We start from the raw sequence: 14,100 nt of genomic DNA on the forward strand, positions 1-14,100 counted from the left end.
TTCTGGATGTCAGGAGGAAGGCGTGTCCTGCTCCCTCGAATTTCATTAGTGACCACGCACTTTTGCGGGTCGCCGGGTTGTTCCCGACTCGGGAAAACGAAATTTCCATCAGGCAGCAAGACAACAAGGCAACCAGACAGTCCGCGCAGACTGAAATTTAGTTTTCCCTGTTGGAGACTTTGCTAGTGAACATGCCGCCTCTTGTCAGAAGGCTTTTAAGCGGTGCGCTTACAGCTTTTGTGCTGAAGTGTTCAGGTGCCGTACTATCCTACGCCATGTTTGTGGTACTGGCTCGGGCAATGACATTTTCCGAGTTTGGAAGTTTTAGCTTTGTCTTCAGTATCTCGAGCCTCATGGGTGTGGTTGTTCTTGCAGGACAGCAGCAGCTTATTCTTCGCGTTTTGCCAACCATGCACATGTTGAAAGACAGCAGACAAGTCCCGCACCTCATCATTTTCTCTGTTCACAGGATGTCGCTTGTCTTTGTTATGACTTCGGCGGGACTTTTTCTGTCGCAGTTTGTTTTTACTTGGTCGGTGGATGGTTCGCTGTTTCCCTCCATAGCGCTTGCGGCGGCCCTGGCGCTGACCGAGTTTTTATCGTCGGTGCTGCGAGTCAAAGGAAGACTAGCACTGGCGATTGCGCCGCGCGACATAGCCTGGCGTTTACTGATTATCCTGTATTGCCTTGCGGTTTTGCACTTGAGTTGGGCAACTCCAACCGCCACTCAAGCGCTCTCAGTCTCAGCGGCTGCGCTGTGGTGCCTTTGCGTTGTTCAGCTGTTCTTTTGCGGCAGATGGCCCGGGCACTGGTTGTCTACGATGTTCCAAAGCTCCCGTCATGCGGACTGGTCAATAATGTCCCGCTATTTCTGGCTTACGTCGACTCTGAATTTTGTGGGCCCCACACTGTCAGTGATCATTATTGGAGTGATGATTGGCAAGGAAGATACGGGCCCGTTATTCGCCGCGCTCAAAACGGCTCAAGTGATGAGCCTGGCTCTTTTGGCGGCCAATATTATTGCGTCGCCCTTGATCTCAAAAGCTGTTTCTGAAGAAGATCTAGAAGCAGTCCAAGAAATTTGCCGCTTTACATCTTTGCTGGCGGGCATAACCGCGTGCGCCGGTTTCTTCACATTGCTCATTTGGGGCAGTGAGATTCTGCGCATTTTCGGCGCGGGGTTTTCCCAAGCCTATCTACCGCTGGTCATCATGGCCTTTGGCTTTGCCGTCAACGGGCTGAACGGATCCAGTGGGGTCCTTTTGGGCATGTCCGGCCACGAAAAAGCCATCGCGCGCATTTTTGTGGTTTGCAATGGGATCTCTCTGTTGACCCTGCCCGTGTTTTGCTGGTTCGGAGGCACCCTTGGCGCCGCTCTTTCGGTGGCGCTGACATCCATTTCCTGGAACCTCTGGAGTCTAGTTTACTGTCGGCGCCATCTTGGGGTCGATCCCAGCGTGCTGTCCTTCATCTTCCCTCCTAAAAGCCCCGCCTGAATCCAGCCCGGCATTGGCCCGGGCAGGATATTTCTACAGGTTTACCCTGAGGCGCACGCAACTCACCGACGCGCTCAAGGCTGGTAGAGCCACCGCCCATTCAGGCCTCATAAAGTCAATATGTTGAGATACTTACGGGAAAAGCCAACCCGCTAGATCGAGTTCTATTCCTCCGGTAACCCCAAGACCGATTTCCCCTAATACCTACACCCCAAACGCCGCCAACCTCAGTGGGGGCAGAAACTCAAGACGGTCCCCCGCTACCAAGTCTCCCTTCACGACAATAGTTGAAGACGGCACCCCCAACAGCGCCCGAACGACGCACATCGCTGCGCGATGCACTGGGTCGGGGCGGAATCGAACCACCGACGCGAGGATCTTCAATCCACTGCTCTCCCCCTGAGCTGCCCGGGCACGGGGAGCGGCGTGCCGCTGCTTGGGGAGGCGCGGTTCCACGGTCAGTCAGGGGGATAGTTGCAGATTCTTGCGCGGCGATCGGGTGGTCGGGTCTGGGGGTGCACGGGCGGCAAAGGTTTCAGGCGAGGAGGCTGACGAACTCGGTGGGTTGGGCTTCGCTCTCCTGCCGATGTGATGGGCTTGGTTGCCCGGCTTGGCCTGCGCGCCTGCCGGCCTGCCGAGCGCATCGTCGAGGCGTGACGCCGGCAAGGGGCCTTGACGCCTCGGGGGGCTCAGGCATGCCGCGCATGGCGCAGCTTCACGCGCCGGTCTTGCCAGTCAGAACGTTGAGGTTGGCCAGAAAGCGCCGCAGCATCCCGGTAAACTGCTCGATCTCCTCCTTGCTGTAGCCGTCGAGGAGGATGCGCTGGCGCTCCAGCGCTTCACGGAGCACTTCGCCGTGAAGTGCCCGGCCTTCCTGTGTCAGCCACCATCCACGACTGCGCCCGTTCGCGTGGAGTTCGCCCTTTGTCACGAGCTTGCGCTCTTCCAATCGGCCGATGCAGCGGCTTACACGCGTCCCGAGCAATGGCAGGCGATCGCAAAAGATCCGGCACAGGCCAAGAACGCCGTGGAAGAGGGTTTGCGCTACGCGTCTTCGGTGGTGGCGTGGCGACGCAGGGCGAAGGAACCGGTTACGGTGGGCGGCGTCGATCTGCCCGCCGGACGGCACGCGCACTAATGTAACCGCAGCGCCCGGCACGCCGGTGCAGTACGTTGCCGTGCCACACCACCTCCCCACAGAGCGCAAACTGAAACGCCCTGTCAGATATCCTGCGGCTTGTAGTCTGCGGGCCTGCCGGGCATCACGCCCTGCAGCAGAGCGACCGATTTTTCAAGGCCTTCAAGCGAGTTCAGCAGCACATCCTCATGCTCGATCGAAAGCCAGCCATCGTAGCCCGCCATCTTCAGCCGGTAGCAGAACTGCCGCCACCATTCCTCGCCGTGGCCAAAGCCAAGCGTGATGTAGGACCAGCTGCGCGCCGGGATATCCATGAGCGAGCCGTTCTCCAGCAGGCTCGTGGTGGCCTGAACCGGCGCGTTGAGCAGCGTATCCTTGGCGTGCACGTGATAGATCGCGTCCCCCAATGCCTCGGCTGCAACCAGCGGGTCGGCCCCCATCCAGAACAGATGCGAGGGGTCGAGGTTTGCCCCGATCACGGGGCCAACCGCCGCGCGCAGCTTATGCAGCGAGGGCACGTTATAGACGCATTGGTTGCCGTGGAGTTCGAGCGCGATCCGCTCAACGCCGTTCTCGGCAGCGAGGCGCGCGATCTCGGTCCAGAACGGGATCAGCTTTTCGTCCCATTGGTAGCGCAGAATATCCTGCGTTTCCGGCGGCCATGAAGAGACAACCCAGTTGGGCATCGTGTCGGTGGCATTGCCCGCAGGCAGGCCGGACATGGTGCAAACGGTCTTGATCCCCATCTCACCGGCAAGGCGCAGGGTCTTCTTCAAATCCTCGCCCTGCTTGGGGTCGGTTGGATGAAGCGGATTGCCATTCGCGTTGAGCGAGATGATTTCAAGGCCGCGGTCTTCGAACGCACGTTGAAAGGCCGCCTGAGCCTCCGGATTGCCCAGAAGGTCATCCATCCGGCAATGCGGCGCGGTGGACCAGCCGCAGGTATTCACCTCGATCCCCGACACGCCCATGCGGGCGGCGTGATCCAGCATCTCTTCAAACCCCATGCCGCCGAGGCTGTCGGACACAAATCCAAGTTTCATGCCGCAACTCCCTTTCTGGCCGCGTAAAATTCTGGCTTCGGTATCAGGGTGACAGGCTGCTTCTGGCCGGTTGCCAGCGCCTTGGCCCCGGCCTCGGCGACGATCGCCGCGCAATACCCGTCCCAACAGTCCGATGCGATTGCGGGGAAGGCCCCGGTTTCAACAAAGCGGAGGAAATCCCGGTTCTGCCGCACATAGGCTTCGTGATACCGGCCCCGCCAATCCGCGTCATAGCGGGTGCTGGAGGCCAGTTTCATATCTGTCCGCGTGTAGGCCACGTTGTTCATGGCAATTGAGCCAGCCTCGCCCACAAGTTCGGCGCGCACGTCATAGCCGTAGGCGGCGTTGTTATTGATCTCGATGGTCACCAGCTGACCGTCTGCGGTTTCAAGAACCATCACCACCGGGGCAACGCGGGCGTCAGAGCGGCGCGGCTGATGGGCCGTTACGCTGACAAACTCGGTGCCGAGCACGTGGCGGACAACGTCAAACTCATGCGGCGCAGAATTGGTGATGGCCATCGCCCCGGTGAAATCCGCCGCGGGCGTCTCCACGTTGCGGTGAAAGTTGTGCATCATCAGCGCGCGCCCCAGTGCGCCATCACTCAGCGCCTGACGCATCTCGATGTAAGACTGGTCGTAGCGGCGCATGAAGCCCAGCATCACATGCTGCTTTCCACTGTTCTGCTCCGCTTCGATGACTTCGAGACATTCTGCCGAGGATTGCGACAGGGGCTTTTCGCACAGCACGGGCTTGCCCGCCGCGATGCAGGCCTTCGAGAGCGGCGCGTGGGTAAAGTCCGGCGAGGCCACGATTACGGCATCCACATCCGAACGGCTCACCACGGCCTCGGGCTCGCTTGAGATGTCTGCCGCGCCGGTCGCGTCGGCAACGGATTGCGCGCGAGACCGGTCCATATCGCAGATGACCTGCACCTGCGCCCCCGGAAGATCCCGGGCTGCGATACGAGCATGGTCTTCCCCCATCAGGCCCGCGCCAATGATTGCCAATCGGATCATCCGACAGTCTCCATCCGTTCGGTCGGGCATGGGGCCCGCCGGCTTCGGTTCATTTCAGTTATCAGTGCCCCGTTGGAGCAAGGCCCAACGGATTCGCGAGCAGCCCTAAACTGTCGCGGTCTCGCCCTCAATGCTGGCTTCGAGGTCGGTCATCGACTCGCCCCCCGCCATGAGGTCTGCGATTTCCTCTCGGGATCTCTCACCCTTGCGGAAGTCCGCAGCAATCGCGCCCCGGATCAGAACGGCAAAGTGGTCGCCCACGGCCATTGCGTGCATCACCTGGTGGGTGATGAAGATCACCGCCAGACCGCGCCGCTTGGCCTCGTTCACGATGCGCAGAACGTGCGCCGATTGCTTCACGCCAAGTGCCGCCGTCGGCTCATCCAAGATCAAGACCCGTGCGCCGAAGTAGACGGCACGCGCAATCGCAAGAGACTGCCGCTCACCGCCAGACAGGCCGCCGACAAGGCGATCGCCATCTTCAATCCGCGTGATCCCGAAGTTGCGCACCTCGCGCACCGCGATCTCATTGGCCTTTTCCCGGTCGAACACCTGAAAGGGGCCCCAGCCCTTGGTCGGCTCGACACCCGCAAAGAAGCTGCGGGCAATCGACATCAGGGGGAAGGTGCCGCCAAACTGGTGCACGCAGGCAATCTCGGCCTCCTGGGCCTCTTTCGGCCCGCTGAAGCTGATGGGTTTGCCATCCATCAGGATCTCGCCGCTGGTTGGGGCGTGCACCCCGGCCATGGTCTTGATCAGCGTCGACTTGCCCGCACCGTTGTCGCCCAGCAGGCAAAGCACTTCGCCCGCCTTGACCGAAAGGCTGATGCCGTGGAGCACGTCGATCGGCCCAAATGACTTGTCGACATTGCGAAGCTCAAGAACGTTCTCTGTATTCGACATGGCTTAGTCCTCCTTCTTGCCGGACGACCAGCTGGTTGCGAGTCTCTGGAAAGTCCCGTTCATCAGAACCGCGATCAGAAGCATCACACCGATGATCAGCAGTGAAAGGTTCCTGTCGATGTCCGTGTAGTTGATGCCCTGCTGCACGATGCCGAGCGTCATGGTGCCAAACACCACCCCGGCAACCGAGCCAAAGCCACCGTTCAACAGCACACCACCGACAACGCTCGCGATGATCGTGAAGAAGATCATGTTGAAGAACGTGGCCGACTGGGCCGAGTTGAACTGGATCACCTGGCACATCCCGGCAAGCGCGGTGCAGACCGAGCACAGGATGAAGAGCCAGATCTTCAGCTTGTTCACCGGAATGCCCGCGTTGCGCGCGCTCTCCGGGTCACCGCCGACGGCGAACACCCAGTTGCCCCAAGGCGATTTGTGCAGGAAGAACCAGAACACCACGATCAGGGCAAGCCACCAATACACCGCCGAACGGAAGCCAAAGTAACGCGTGCCAAAGAGCGCCTTGGCCCAATCCGGCGATTGCATCGAAACGTTGGTGTTGTTGATCAGAAAGTCCGAAAGGGCGAGCGTGAGGCCGCCAACCGCGAAAAGCGTGGCGAGTGTCACGATGAAAGAGGGCACCTGCGTCCGCGTCACCAAAAGGCCGTTCACCAAGCCAACACTCGCGGCCATCGTCAGCGTCATGATGATGCCAAGCCACATCGGAACATCGTAGTGGTTGACGCTGATCCCCAGCATCATGGCGGAGGCGGGCAAAACCGCGCCGGTCGAAATATCCAACTCGCCCGCGATCATCAGAAAGGCGACCGGGATCGCGATGATGCCAACGGTGCTGGCGAAGTTCATCCAATTCGCAAAGCCCGCGATCGAGAGGAAATTGCGCGCAAAGCCGAACATCGCGAAGATGGCAAACACGATGACCATCCCGACGAACGCGCCCATGGCTGGGCTGCGGAACATTTCTCCCAATGAAAACCGGGATGTTGCGGATTTCGGGCTCGGAGCCTCTGAGCTTGATGTTTCGGTATGGGCCAAGGGTTCTCTCCCCGCTAGGTCTGCGGTTGGGTCATGTGATTGAAAAATCTGTTCGGACGGCCAGCCAACACGAAGGTTGGCTGGCCACCAGGGAGACCTGTTTAACGGGTGCCCGCTTCAACACCTGCGAAGGTCGCGTCGATGTTGGAGGAGTCCACGATCGCAGGGCCAGTCAGCACCGGCTGGGTGGCGATCTTGGTGCCGAAATCGATGTGAGCGGCCAGCGTGGAGACCGAGAGGAAGCCTTGGTAGTAAGGCGTCTGGTCGATGGCCATCGTCTGAGTGCCGGCCTTGATGCGGTCCAGCGTGGAGGGGCTCAGGTCGAAGGTGCCCAGCTTGACTTCACCAGTCTTGCCCAGCTGCTCGATTGCGGCAGCGGAGGCGTCCGCAGCCCAGGTTGCCAGGTTCACGACAGCGTCGATGCTTTCGTCGCCGTTCAGCTCGGCTTCGATGGCAGCGGATGTACCGGCAACGTCACCGTCGAGGTTTGCGGGCACGCGCAGGATGGTTGCCTTTGCACCGGCTTCAGTTGCGCCATCCTCAACGCCCTTGCAGCGTGCTTCAAGGTTCACCGTGCCCGGGATCTGGATGTGGCAGAGGATGTGCTTGGCACCGGCTTCGGCCATGTACTTGCCGCCGGCAACACCGGCCACATACTCGTCCGAACCAAAGTAGTTCAGCGCACCGGACTCTTCGAGCTTGTCGCCACCACCGTTCAGCAGGGTCACCTTGATGCCCGCGTCAATCGCCGCCTGAATGGCGGGCAGCTGTGCGTCCGGAACGGGCAGAACGGTCGCGATGCCATCAACACCCTGAGCGGTCGCCTGTTCGATCAGCGTGGCCAGATCAGCGCCATAGTTGTCGTAGTTGTTGGTTTGCAGGATGTTCAGCGATCCGCCGCGAGCCTCTACTAACACGGCTGCATCTTCTGCACCCTTCTTCACGACATTCCAGAACGAGTCCTGGTTGGACCCGATAACCAGCGCGATATCGGCGGCAAAAGCACCGGACGCCGTGATCGCAAGGGCAGCAGTGGTTGCGATAAGTTTCTTCATGTCGATTTCCTCCCATCGGTACAGCCGCTCTCTTGCGGCTCGACATTATATGTTGGCCAAGCGGCCGATTTGCTCGCGAGAGAGCGCACAGGATGACCGGCCTGCCAGAGCAGCTCGTTCATCTCTCAATTGTGCATTGGGCCTCCCCCAAAACGTTGAAGTCTCGATTCCCTCGTGAGCACTATCAACGCATTTCAAATGCCCCTTTGACATTATCCGCATCAAGGCTAATTCTACCAAAAGCGCACTTTCGTCTCATTTAGCTTCGGGGCGATGGATTTTTGAGATGAAATGAGATGAAGAGACCAACGATCCCTGACCTCGCAAAGGCCGCTGGCGTGTCGGTCTCCACGGTGAACCGTGTGCTCAATCAGCCGGAGTCCGTGCGCGCCCCGACCAAGGAGCGGGTTCTGACCGCAGCGGAAGAAATCGGGTTTTACGGCCTCGGAACGATAGAGCATGCCGTCAAGTCCACCCGCACCACGCACCGGCTGGGCGTGCTCTTGCAAAGGGGGTCACGGGCTTTCTATCGCAATCTGGGTGATGCTGTTGGCGCGGCCGCAGAGGCTTATGAAGGCCACAAGATCGAGCTTACCGTCGAGTTTCTTGAAGATCTGACACCCGAGAGGGTCGCCAAGCACATTCTCACGATGGGCGAACATTGCGAAGCCCTGGCCATTGTCGCGCCCCAGCACCCGCTCGTCGCAGATGCCATCGACTCGGTCTTGGCAACCGGCGTGCCGATTGTGTCTCTCATCGGCCCGCTGACAGCGCAGGGCAACATCAGCTTTGTCGGGCTCGACAACTGGAAGGTCGGGCGAACCGCTGCCTGGGCCTTTGACAAGATGGTGCGTGAACCCGGCGAGATCGGCGTGCTTGTCGGCTCTCACCGGCTTCGGAACCAAGAGATGAACGAAAGCGGCTTTCGGTCCTACTTCCGCGAGCACAACGCCAAGTTCTCCGTTCTCGAACCGCTCCCCACCTACGAATCCGCCGCTGTCGCGCGTGAGCACGTGGAAAAGCTGCTCACCGACCGCCCAAACCTCTGCGGCCTCTACATTTCCGGCGGCGGTGTCACGGGCGCAATTGCCGCGCTGAGGGCGATGCCGAAGCGAGATGACTTTGTTGCCGTCGGCTACGAACTCTTCGACGATACACGCGCCGCCCTGATCGACGGCACCCTCTCCATGATCATCTCGCACCCGATGAAGCGCTTCGCCCGCGAAACCATCGCCACGCTGATGAAGGCCAAAACCGGCGGCCCCGATGGTGGGGCACATCGGGTCACATTCGGCTTCGAGATCTCCACGCCGGAAAGCGTCTGACCTTCCTACCACGCACAAAGCCGCCCCCAAGCGCCGCTCTGGCGTAAATGAAGCGTGAATTGCGGCATGGCAGGAAGCCCGGGCGGGGACGGCGGCGGCTCTCCAAGGCATACTCGCGGTATTCCTTGATGCAATTGATGAGCCCGCCATGCCCAGCCTGCGTTATTCCATCCAGAGCACCCTGTTTTCCATCATCGAGGCAATCCCGCCGCTGGCGAAGCTGGCCAATCGCTGGGCGATCAACCGGGTGGTGAAGCGGGCGCGCAGCCGGCCGCATCCGCTCAGCACCATCGGTGACTACGTGTCATGGCGCGGGCTGACGGACCGCCGGTGGAGCGGCAGGCACCTGCCACCGCAGCGCCGCAGCAACCTGCCGGAGGTGGAAAGCCTGCTGCCCCTCTTCGAGCGGCGCGCCGGGGTGCAACGGCTGTGCCCCAAGTCCACCTGCCTGTTCCCCACCTTCGCCCAATACCTGACCGACGGATTTTTGCGCACCGAAACCGACGAGCTGATCGCCGAGGGGGAAGACCCGGAGCTGCGCCTGCGGCGGAACACATCGAACCACGAGATAGACCTCTGCACGCTTTACGGGCGGACCCATGCGCAAACCGTCGCGCTCAGGCTCTGCTCGGAGGAGAAGGGGCGCAAGGGGCGGCTGAAATCGCAACAGATCAACGGCGAGGAGTATCCCCCGTTCCTCTACAAAGACGGCGCGCCCGACCCGCAGTTCGCCGTGCTGGACCCGGCCCTTGGCCAAAAAGATCTGCCCCCCGCCCAGCGCGACACGCTTTTTGCCGTGGGGGGCGACCGGGTCAACTCCGTGCCTCAGGTGGCAATGCTCAACACGCTCCTGCTGCGCGAGCACAACCGACTGGCGGGCGAGATCGAAGCCGCGCACCCCGAGTGGAACGATACCCGCGTGTTCGAAACCGCCCGCAACACGATGATCGTGCTCTTCATCAAGCTGGTGGTGGAGGATTACATCAACCACATCTCCCCCCTGCCCTTCGCCCTCAAGGCCGACCCATCGGTGGCGTGGGAGGCAAGCTGGAACAAGCCCAACTGGATCACCACCGAGTTCAGCCTGCTCTATCGCTGGCACGCGCTGATCCCCGACGAAATGCCGTGGGGCGGCAGCCCGCAGCCCCTCGCCGGGACCCTGCGCAACAATACCCTGCTCCTTGAGGGCGGCTTGCTGAAGGCCTTCGAAACCGTCAGCGCCACCCCGGCCGCGGAGCTGGGCCCACGCAACACCGCCACCCCGCTGCTGGAGGTAGAGAAGGCCTCGATCCTGCAAGACAGGCACTGCGAGCTGGCCAGCTTTTCCGACTATTGCGCCTATCTCAAGCAGGACCGGCCACAGAGCTTTGAGGATATTTCCTCCGATCCGGATGTGGCCGCAGAGCTGGCCCGGCACTATGCCAGCCCCGATCAGGTAGATTTCTTCGTCGGCCTGTTCTGCGAAGACCGCGTGCCCAACAGCCCGCTCCCCAATCTTGTGCTGGTCTTCGTCGCGCTCGACGCCTTCAGCCAGGCCCTGACCAACCCGCTGCTCTCCCGCCATGTCTTTGTGCCAGAAACCTTTTCAGCCCCCGGATGGGAGGCAATTCAGGAAACGGCCACGGTGCGCGACATCGTGGATCGCAACGTGCCCGGCGGCGCGGGCAACAGCTTTATCGCGATGACCCGGGCAGACTGGCAGCCAGAATAGCCGCATCCATAAGATCGCCTTATCAACAAAATCTGCAAATCCAATTTTTCCTGATACCGCATAGCTGGTAGCTTGCCCTCACACGGGAGGAATCACCGGCGCCGCAGGGCGCTGGCCTTTCCCGCACGCCACATCCAGCTACAGGAGCGCCCGATGGACGGAGCCGAACTTTCAAACATCAGCAAATGCCCGGTGATGCACACGCTCGCCGCACGCGGAAACAAGGACTGGTGGCCCAACCAGCTTAACCTGAAGATCCTCAACCAGAACGCGCCGGGCACCTCGCCGCTGAAGGATTTTGATTACGCCGAAGCCTTCAAGGGCCTCGACCTGAAGGCGCTCAAGGCCGACCTCACCGCACTGATGACCGACAGCCAAGAGTGGTGGCCCGCCGACTTCGGCCACTACGGTCCGTTCTTCATCCGCATGGCATGGCACTCCGCCGGCACCTACCGCACCGCCGATGGCCGTGGCGGCGCCCGCTCCGGCTCCCAGCGCTTTGCCCCGCTCAACAGCTGGCCCGACAACGCCAACCTCGACAAGGCCCGCCGCCTGCTTTGGCCGATCAAGGCCAAGTATGGCAATGCCATCTCCTGGGCCGACCTGATGGTTCTCACCGGCAACGTCGCGCTGGAGTCGATGGGCTTCAAGACCTTCGGTTTCGCCGGTGGCCGCGCCGATGTGTTCGAGCCGGAAGAAGACATCTACTGGGGCGCCGAGGATGAGTGGCTCGCCCAGTCCGATGCGCCCAACTCCCGCTACTCTGGCGACCGCGAGCTGGAAAACCCGCTCGCCGCCGTGCAGATGGGCCTGATCTACGTGAACCCCGAAGGCCCCGACGGCAACCCCGACCCGCTGGCCTCCGCCAAGGACATCCGCGAAACCTTCGGCCGGATGGCCATGAACGACGAAGAGACCGTTGCGCTCATCGCAGGCGGCCACACCTTCGGCAAAACCCACGGCGCCGCCGATGCCGCCAACGTGGGTGTTGAGCCGGAGCAGGCCAACATGGCCGAGCAGGGCTTTGGCTGGACCAACAGCCACGGCACCGGCATGGGCGCCGACACCATCACCTCGGGCCTCGAAGTCACTTGGACCTCGACGCCGACCAAATGGTCCAACGGCTACTTCGACAACCTCTTCGGCTTCGAGTGGGAGCTGACCAAGTCGCCCGCCGGTGCCCATCAGTGGACCCCGAAGGACTGGAACGGCGAGCATGCCGTGCCCGATGCGCACCGCGAGGGCGAAACCCACGCCCCCACCATGCTCACCACCGACCTCGCCCTGCGCTTCGACCCGATCTACGGGCCGATCTCCAAGCGCTTCCACGAAAACCCGGAAGAGTTTGCCGATGCCTTCGCCCGGGCGTGGTTCAAGCTGACTCACCGCGACATGGGGCCGAAAGAGCTTTACCTCGGGCCGGAAGTGCCCGCCGAAGAGCTGATCTGGCAAGATCCGATCCCCGAGGTCGATCACCCGCTGGTGGACGCCGCCGATATCGCCGCGCTGAAGGAAAAGCTCCTCGCCGCGCTGCCGGTCTCGGATCTGGTAAAAACCGCCTGGGCCTCCGCCTCCACCTTCCGCGGCTCCGACCTGCGCGGTGGGGCCAACGGCGCACGCATCCGCCTCGCACCGCAAAAGGACTGGGCGGCGAATGAACCCGCCGAGCTGGCCCGCGTGCTGGGTGTGCTCGAAGGGATCAAATCCGAGTTCGACGCACAGGGCGCCAAGAAGATCTCGCTGGCCGACCTGATCGTGCTGGGTGGCTCCGCCGCCGTCGAAAAGGCCGCTGCCGATGCGGGCTCGCCCACCGAAGTGCCCTTCACCCCGGGCCGGATGGATGCCACCGCCGAGCAAACCGACGCCGAGGCTTTCGAGCCGATGGAGCCGATGGCCGATGGCTTCCGCAACTACATGGGCGCTGATTTCTCGGTCTCCGCCGAAGAGATGCTGGTGGATCGCGCCCAGCTTCTCACCCTCACCGCCCCCGAGATGACGGTGCTGGTGGGTGGCCTGCGGGTGCTGGGTGCCAACCACGGCGGCTCCAAGGCGGGCGTCTTCACCAGTCGTGAAGGCCAGTTGACCAACGACTTCTTCGTCAACCTGCTCGACATGTCGACCAAGTGGGAAGACGCGGGCGACGAAAAGGTCTTCATCGGCAAAGACCGCAAGACCGGCGAAAAGAAGTATGACGCCACCCGCGTCGACCTCGTCTTCGGCTCCAACAGCCAGCTTCGGGCGATTGCCGAAATCTACGGCCAGTCCGATGCCCAGCACGGCTTCGTCGAAGACTTCATCGCAGCCTGGGTCAAGGTGATGGAAGCCGACCGCTTCGACGCCTGATCACGCCTCAACACCACAGCCAAGGGGCGCCGGGGAAACTCGGCGCCCCTTTCTCATTTTCTTGCGGGCAAATATCCCCCGGCCCCCTCCCCTAGCTCGCCGCACATCCCAACCCCACCGCCCCGCCCGCCGGTGCCATGACGCGCCGAGGAGGGGGCCGCACACAAAGGAATGCACCCGCAGGGCGCGCAATTTGACAGCAGCCAAAGAAAACGCCGCCGGAGGAATGCCCCGGCGGCGCTTGGTCTTCGATCTGTCCGGAGGGATCAGTTCGTCAGGATGTAGTAGCTGTTGCGGATCCGGCCCTGGTTGCGGACGCCGATAAAGAAGTAGCCATCCCACTTCGGGGTCCACGAGCAGTAGAGCTTGTCGGAGTAGCTGCGGTCGAGGCAGATCACGTTGCCGCCCTCATCCGTCACCACGAGGTCAAGGTTGGCATCGCCGTCGCCCACGATGGCCAGCTCAGCGAGGCGTCCGCCGTAGAACGGCACCTTGAACACGTCGGTCTTGCCAGCAGGCAGGCGCGACAGGGTGCGCGAGGCACCGCCGATGCGGCCACGGGAGCCCTCGGCCTTGATGTCGGCAATCATGCTCTTCAGGGCTTCGTCGTCACCGGCCAGTTCCTCGGCCTCGGCAAGCATCTCCTCGGGGGTGGTCGGCGCGTCCACGCCTTCACCTTCTTCGGCGCCCTCGTAGCCTTCGATGTCCTTGGTTTCCTTCTCGCGCTCAACGTCCTCGGCCTCGACCGACATGGCGATCTTGGCGGCGGTGATGATCGAGAGCGCGTCCTTGTTGGCCGAGCCGTAAGCGTAGAGATCCTGCGCCATGGCCATCTGGGCCACCGCACCGGCCTCGCCGCCACCCGCGCCATCGGCGGCGTTGGCGCCTTCCTTGTCCTGCGCCCAGGCGGTGCTGCCGAGGGCGACCACCGCAGTCGTCGCCAGCACGGCGCTGAGGGTCTTGAATTTGGTCATCATTACCTTTCGTCCTTCCCTTCTCATGGGCGGCGGT

General features: G+C 61.8%; 11 protein-coding genes and 1 tRNA gene. 4 read left to right on the top strand and 8 right to left on the bottom strand.

Annotation, left to right across the window (positions count from 1 at the left end; all coding sequences use genetic code 11):
- Nucleotides 1-299 precede the first annotated feature (299 nt).
- Nucleotides 300-1,496 (top strand): lipopolysaccharide biosynthesis protein, encoded by a 1,197-nt coding sequence (locus FHY55_RS19575; RefSeq protein ID WP_140015790.1) that lies wholly within the window; start codon nucleotides 300-302, stop codon nucleotides 1,494-1,496.
- Between the two features lie 342 nt (nucleotides 1,497-1,838).
- Here FHY55_RS19575 and FHY55_RS19580 read toward each other — a convergent pair.
- The 7 genes from FHY55_RS19580 to FHY55_RS19610 all read right to left on the bottom strand — a co-directional run bounded on the left by FHY55_RS19580 (nucleotide 1,839) and on the right by FHY55_RS19610 (nucleotide 7,710).
- Nucleotides 1,839-1,906: transfer RNA gene (locus tag FHY55_RS19580), tRNA-Phe, on the bottom strand.
- A 305-nt stretch (nucleotides 1,907-2,211) separates the two neighbouring features.
- On the bottom strand, nucleotides 2,212-2,445 hold the full coding sequence (locus tag FHY55_RS19585; RefSeq protein ID WP_140015791.1) for a hypothetical protein: 234 nt from the start codon (nucleotides 2,443-2,445) through the stop codon (nucleotides 2,212-2,214).
- A gap of 272 nt (nucleotides 2,446-2,717) precedes the next feature.
- Nucleotides 2,718-3,677 carry a sugar phosphate isomerase/epimerase gene (locus FHY55_RS19590; protein ID WP_140015792.1) on the bottom strand — a complete coding sequence of 320 codons (960 nt, stop codon included), beginning with the start codon at nucleotides 3,675-3,677 and terminating at the stop codon, nucleotides 2,718-2,720.
- A complete protein-coding gene (locus FHY55_RS19595) occupies nucleotides 3,674-4,696 on the bottom strand; it encodes a Gfo/Idh/MocA family oxidoreductase (protein WP_140015793.1) in 1,023 nt (340 codons plus the stop codon). Before FHY55_RS19595 ends, FHY55_RS19590 begins: the two co-directional genes overlap by 4 nt.
- A gap of 105 nt (nucleotides 4,697-4,801) precedes the next feature.
- Nucleotides 4,802-5,599 (bottom strand): ATP-binding cassette domain-containing protein, encoded by a 798-nt coding sequence (locus FHY55_RS19600; protein WP_140015794.1) that lies wholly within the window; start codon nucleotides 5,597-5,599, stop codon nucleotides 4,802-4,804.
- 3 nt (nucleotides 5,600-5,602) lie between these two features.
- Nucleotides 5,603-6,580 carry an ABC transporter permease gene (locus FHY55_RS19605; protein ID WP_254695376.1) on the bottom strand — a complete coding sequence of 326 codons (978 nt, stop codon included), beginning with the start codon at nucleotides 6,578-6,580 and terminating at the stop codon, nucleotides 5,603-5,605.
- A 176-nt stretch (nucleotides 6,581-6,756) separates the two neighbouring features.
- Nucleotides 6,757-7,710, bottom strand: a complete 954-nt coding sequence (locus FHY55_RS19610) for a substrate-binding domain-containing protein (protein WP_140015795.1) — start codon at nucleotides 7,708-7,710, stop codon at nucleotides 6,757-6,759.
- 296 nt (nucleotides 7,711-8,006) lie between these two features.
- Here FHY55_RS19610 and FHY55_RS19615 point away from each other — a divergent pair, with 296 nt between their 5' ends.
- The 3 genes from FHY55_RS19615 to katG all read left to right on the top strand — a co-directional run bounded on the left by FHY55_RS19615 (nucleotide 8,007) and on the right by katG (nucleotide 13,089).
- Nucleotides 8,007-9,035: a LacI family DNA-binding transcriptional regulator gene (locus FHY55_RS19615; RefSeq protein ID WP_140015796.1), complete on the top strand. Its 1,029-nt coding sequence runs from the start codon at nucleotides 8,007-8,009 to the stop codon at nucleotides 9,033-9,035.
- A gap of 148 nt (nucleotides 9,036-9,183) precedes the next feature.
- Nucleotides 9,184-10,746, top strand: coding sequence for a peroxidase family protein (locus FHY55_RS19620; RefSeq protein ID WP_140015797.1), 1,563 nt, complete (start codon nucleotides 9,184-9,186; stop codon nucleotides 10,744-10,746).
- Nucleotides 10,747-10,899: 153 nt separating this feature from the next.
- The gene (gene katG / locus FHY55_RS19625; RefSeq protein ID WP_140015798.1) at nucleotides 10,900-13,089 is read left to right on the top strand and encodes a catalase/peroxidase HPI; all 2,190 of its coding nucleotides are present in this window, start codon (nucleotides 10,900-10,902) and stop codon (nucleotides 13,087-13,089) included.
- A 266-nt stretch (nucleotides 13,090-13,355) separates the two neighbouring features.
- Here katG and FHY55_RS19630 read toward each other — a convergent pair whose 3' ends face one another.
- The gene (locus FHY55_RS19630) at nucleotides 13,356-14,066 is read right to left on the bottom strand and encodes a hypothetical protein (RefSeq protein WP_140015799.1); all 711 of its coding nucleotides are present in this window, start codon (nucleotides 14,064-14,066) and stop codon (nucleotides 13,356-13,358) included.
- Between the last annotated feature and the right edge of the window lie 34 nt (nucleotides 14,067-14,100).

Source organism: Oceanicola sp. D3 (assembly GCF_006351965.1).
Lineage (GTDB): Bacteria > Pseudomonadota > Alphaproteobacteria > Rhodobacterales > Rhodobacteraceae > Vannielia.

Coding starts and splice junctions, on each gene's coding strand:
- FHY55_RS19620 (WP_140015797.1), top strand. CDS start 9,184: ATGCCCAGCCTGCGTTATTCCATCCAGAGCACCCTGTTTTCCATCATC.
- FHY55_RS19615 (WP_140015796.1), top strand. CDS start 8,007: ATGAAGAGACCAACGATCCCTGACCTCGCAAAGGCCGCTGGCGTGTCG.
- FHY55_RS19590 (WP_140015792.1), bottom strand. CDS start 3,677: ATGAAACTTGGATTTGTGTCCGACAGCCTCGGCGGCATGGGGTTTGAA.
- FHY55_RS19605 (WP_254695376.1), bottom strand. CDS start 6,580: ATGTTCCGCAGCCCAGCCATGGGCGCGTTCGTCGGGATGGTCATCGTG.
- FHY55_RS19575 (WP_140015790.1), top strand. CDS start 300: ATGACATTTTCCGAGTTTGGAAGTTTTAGCTTTGTCTTCAGTATCTCG.
- FHY55_RS19600 (WP_140015794.1), bottom strand. CDS start 5,599: ATGTCGAATACAGAGAACGTTCTTGAGCTTCGCAATGTCGACAAGTCA.
- FHY55_RS19630 (WP_140015799.1), bottom strand. CDS start 14,066: ATGATGACCAAATTCAAGACCCTCAGCGCCGTGCTGGCGACGACTGCG.
- FHY55_RS19595 (WP_140015793.1), bottom strand. CDS start 4,696: ATGATCCGATTGGCAATCATTGGCGCGGGCCTGATGGGGGAAGACCAT.
- FHY55_RS19610 (WP_140015795.1), bottom strand. CDS start 7,710: ATGAAGAAACTTATCGCAACCACTGCTGCCCTTGCGATCACGGCGTCC.
- katG (WP_140015798.1), top strand. CDS start 10,900: ATGGACGGAGCCGAACTTTCAAACATCAGCAAATGCCCGGTGATGCAC.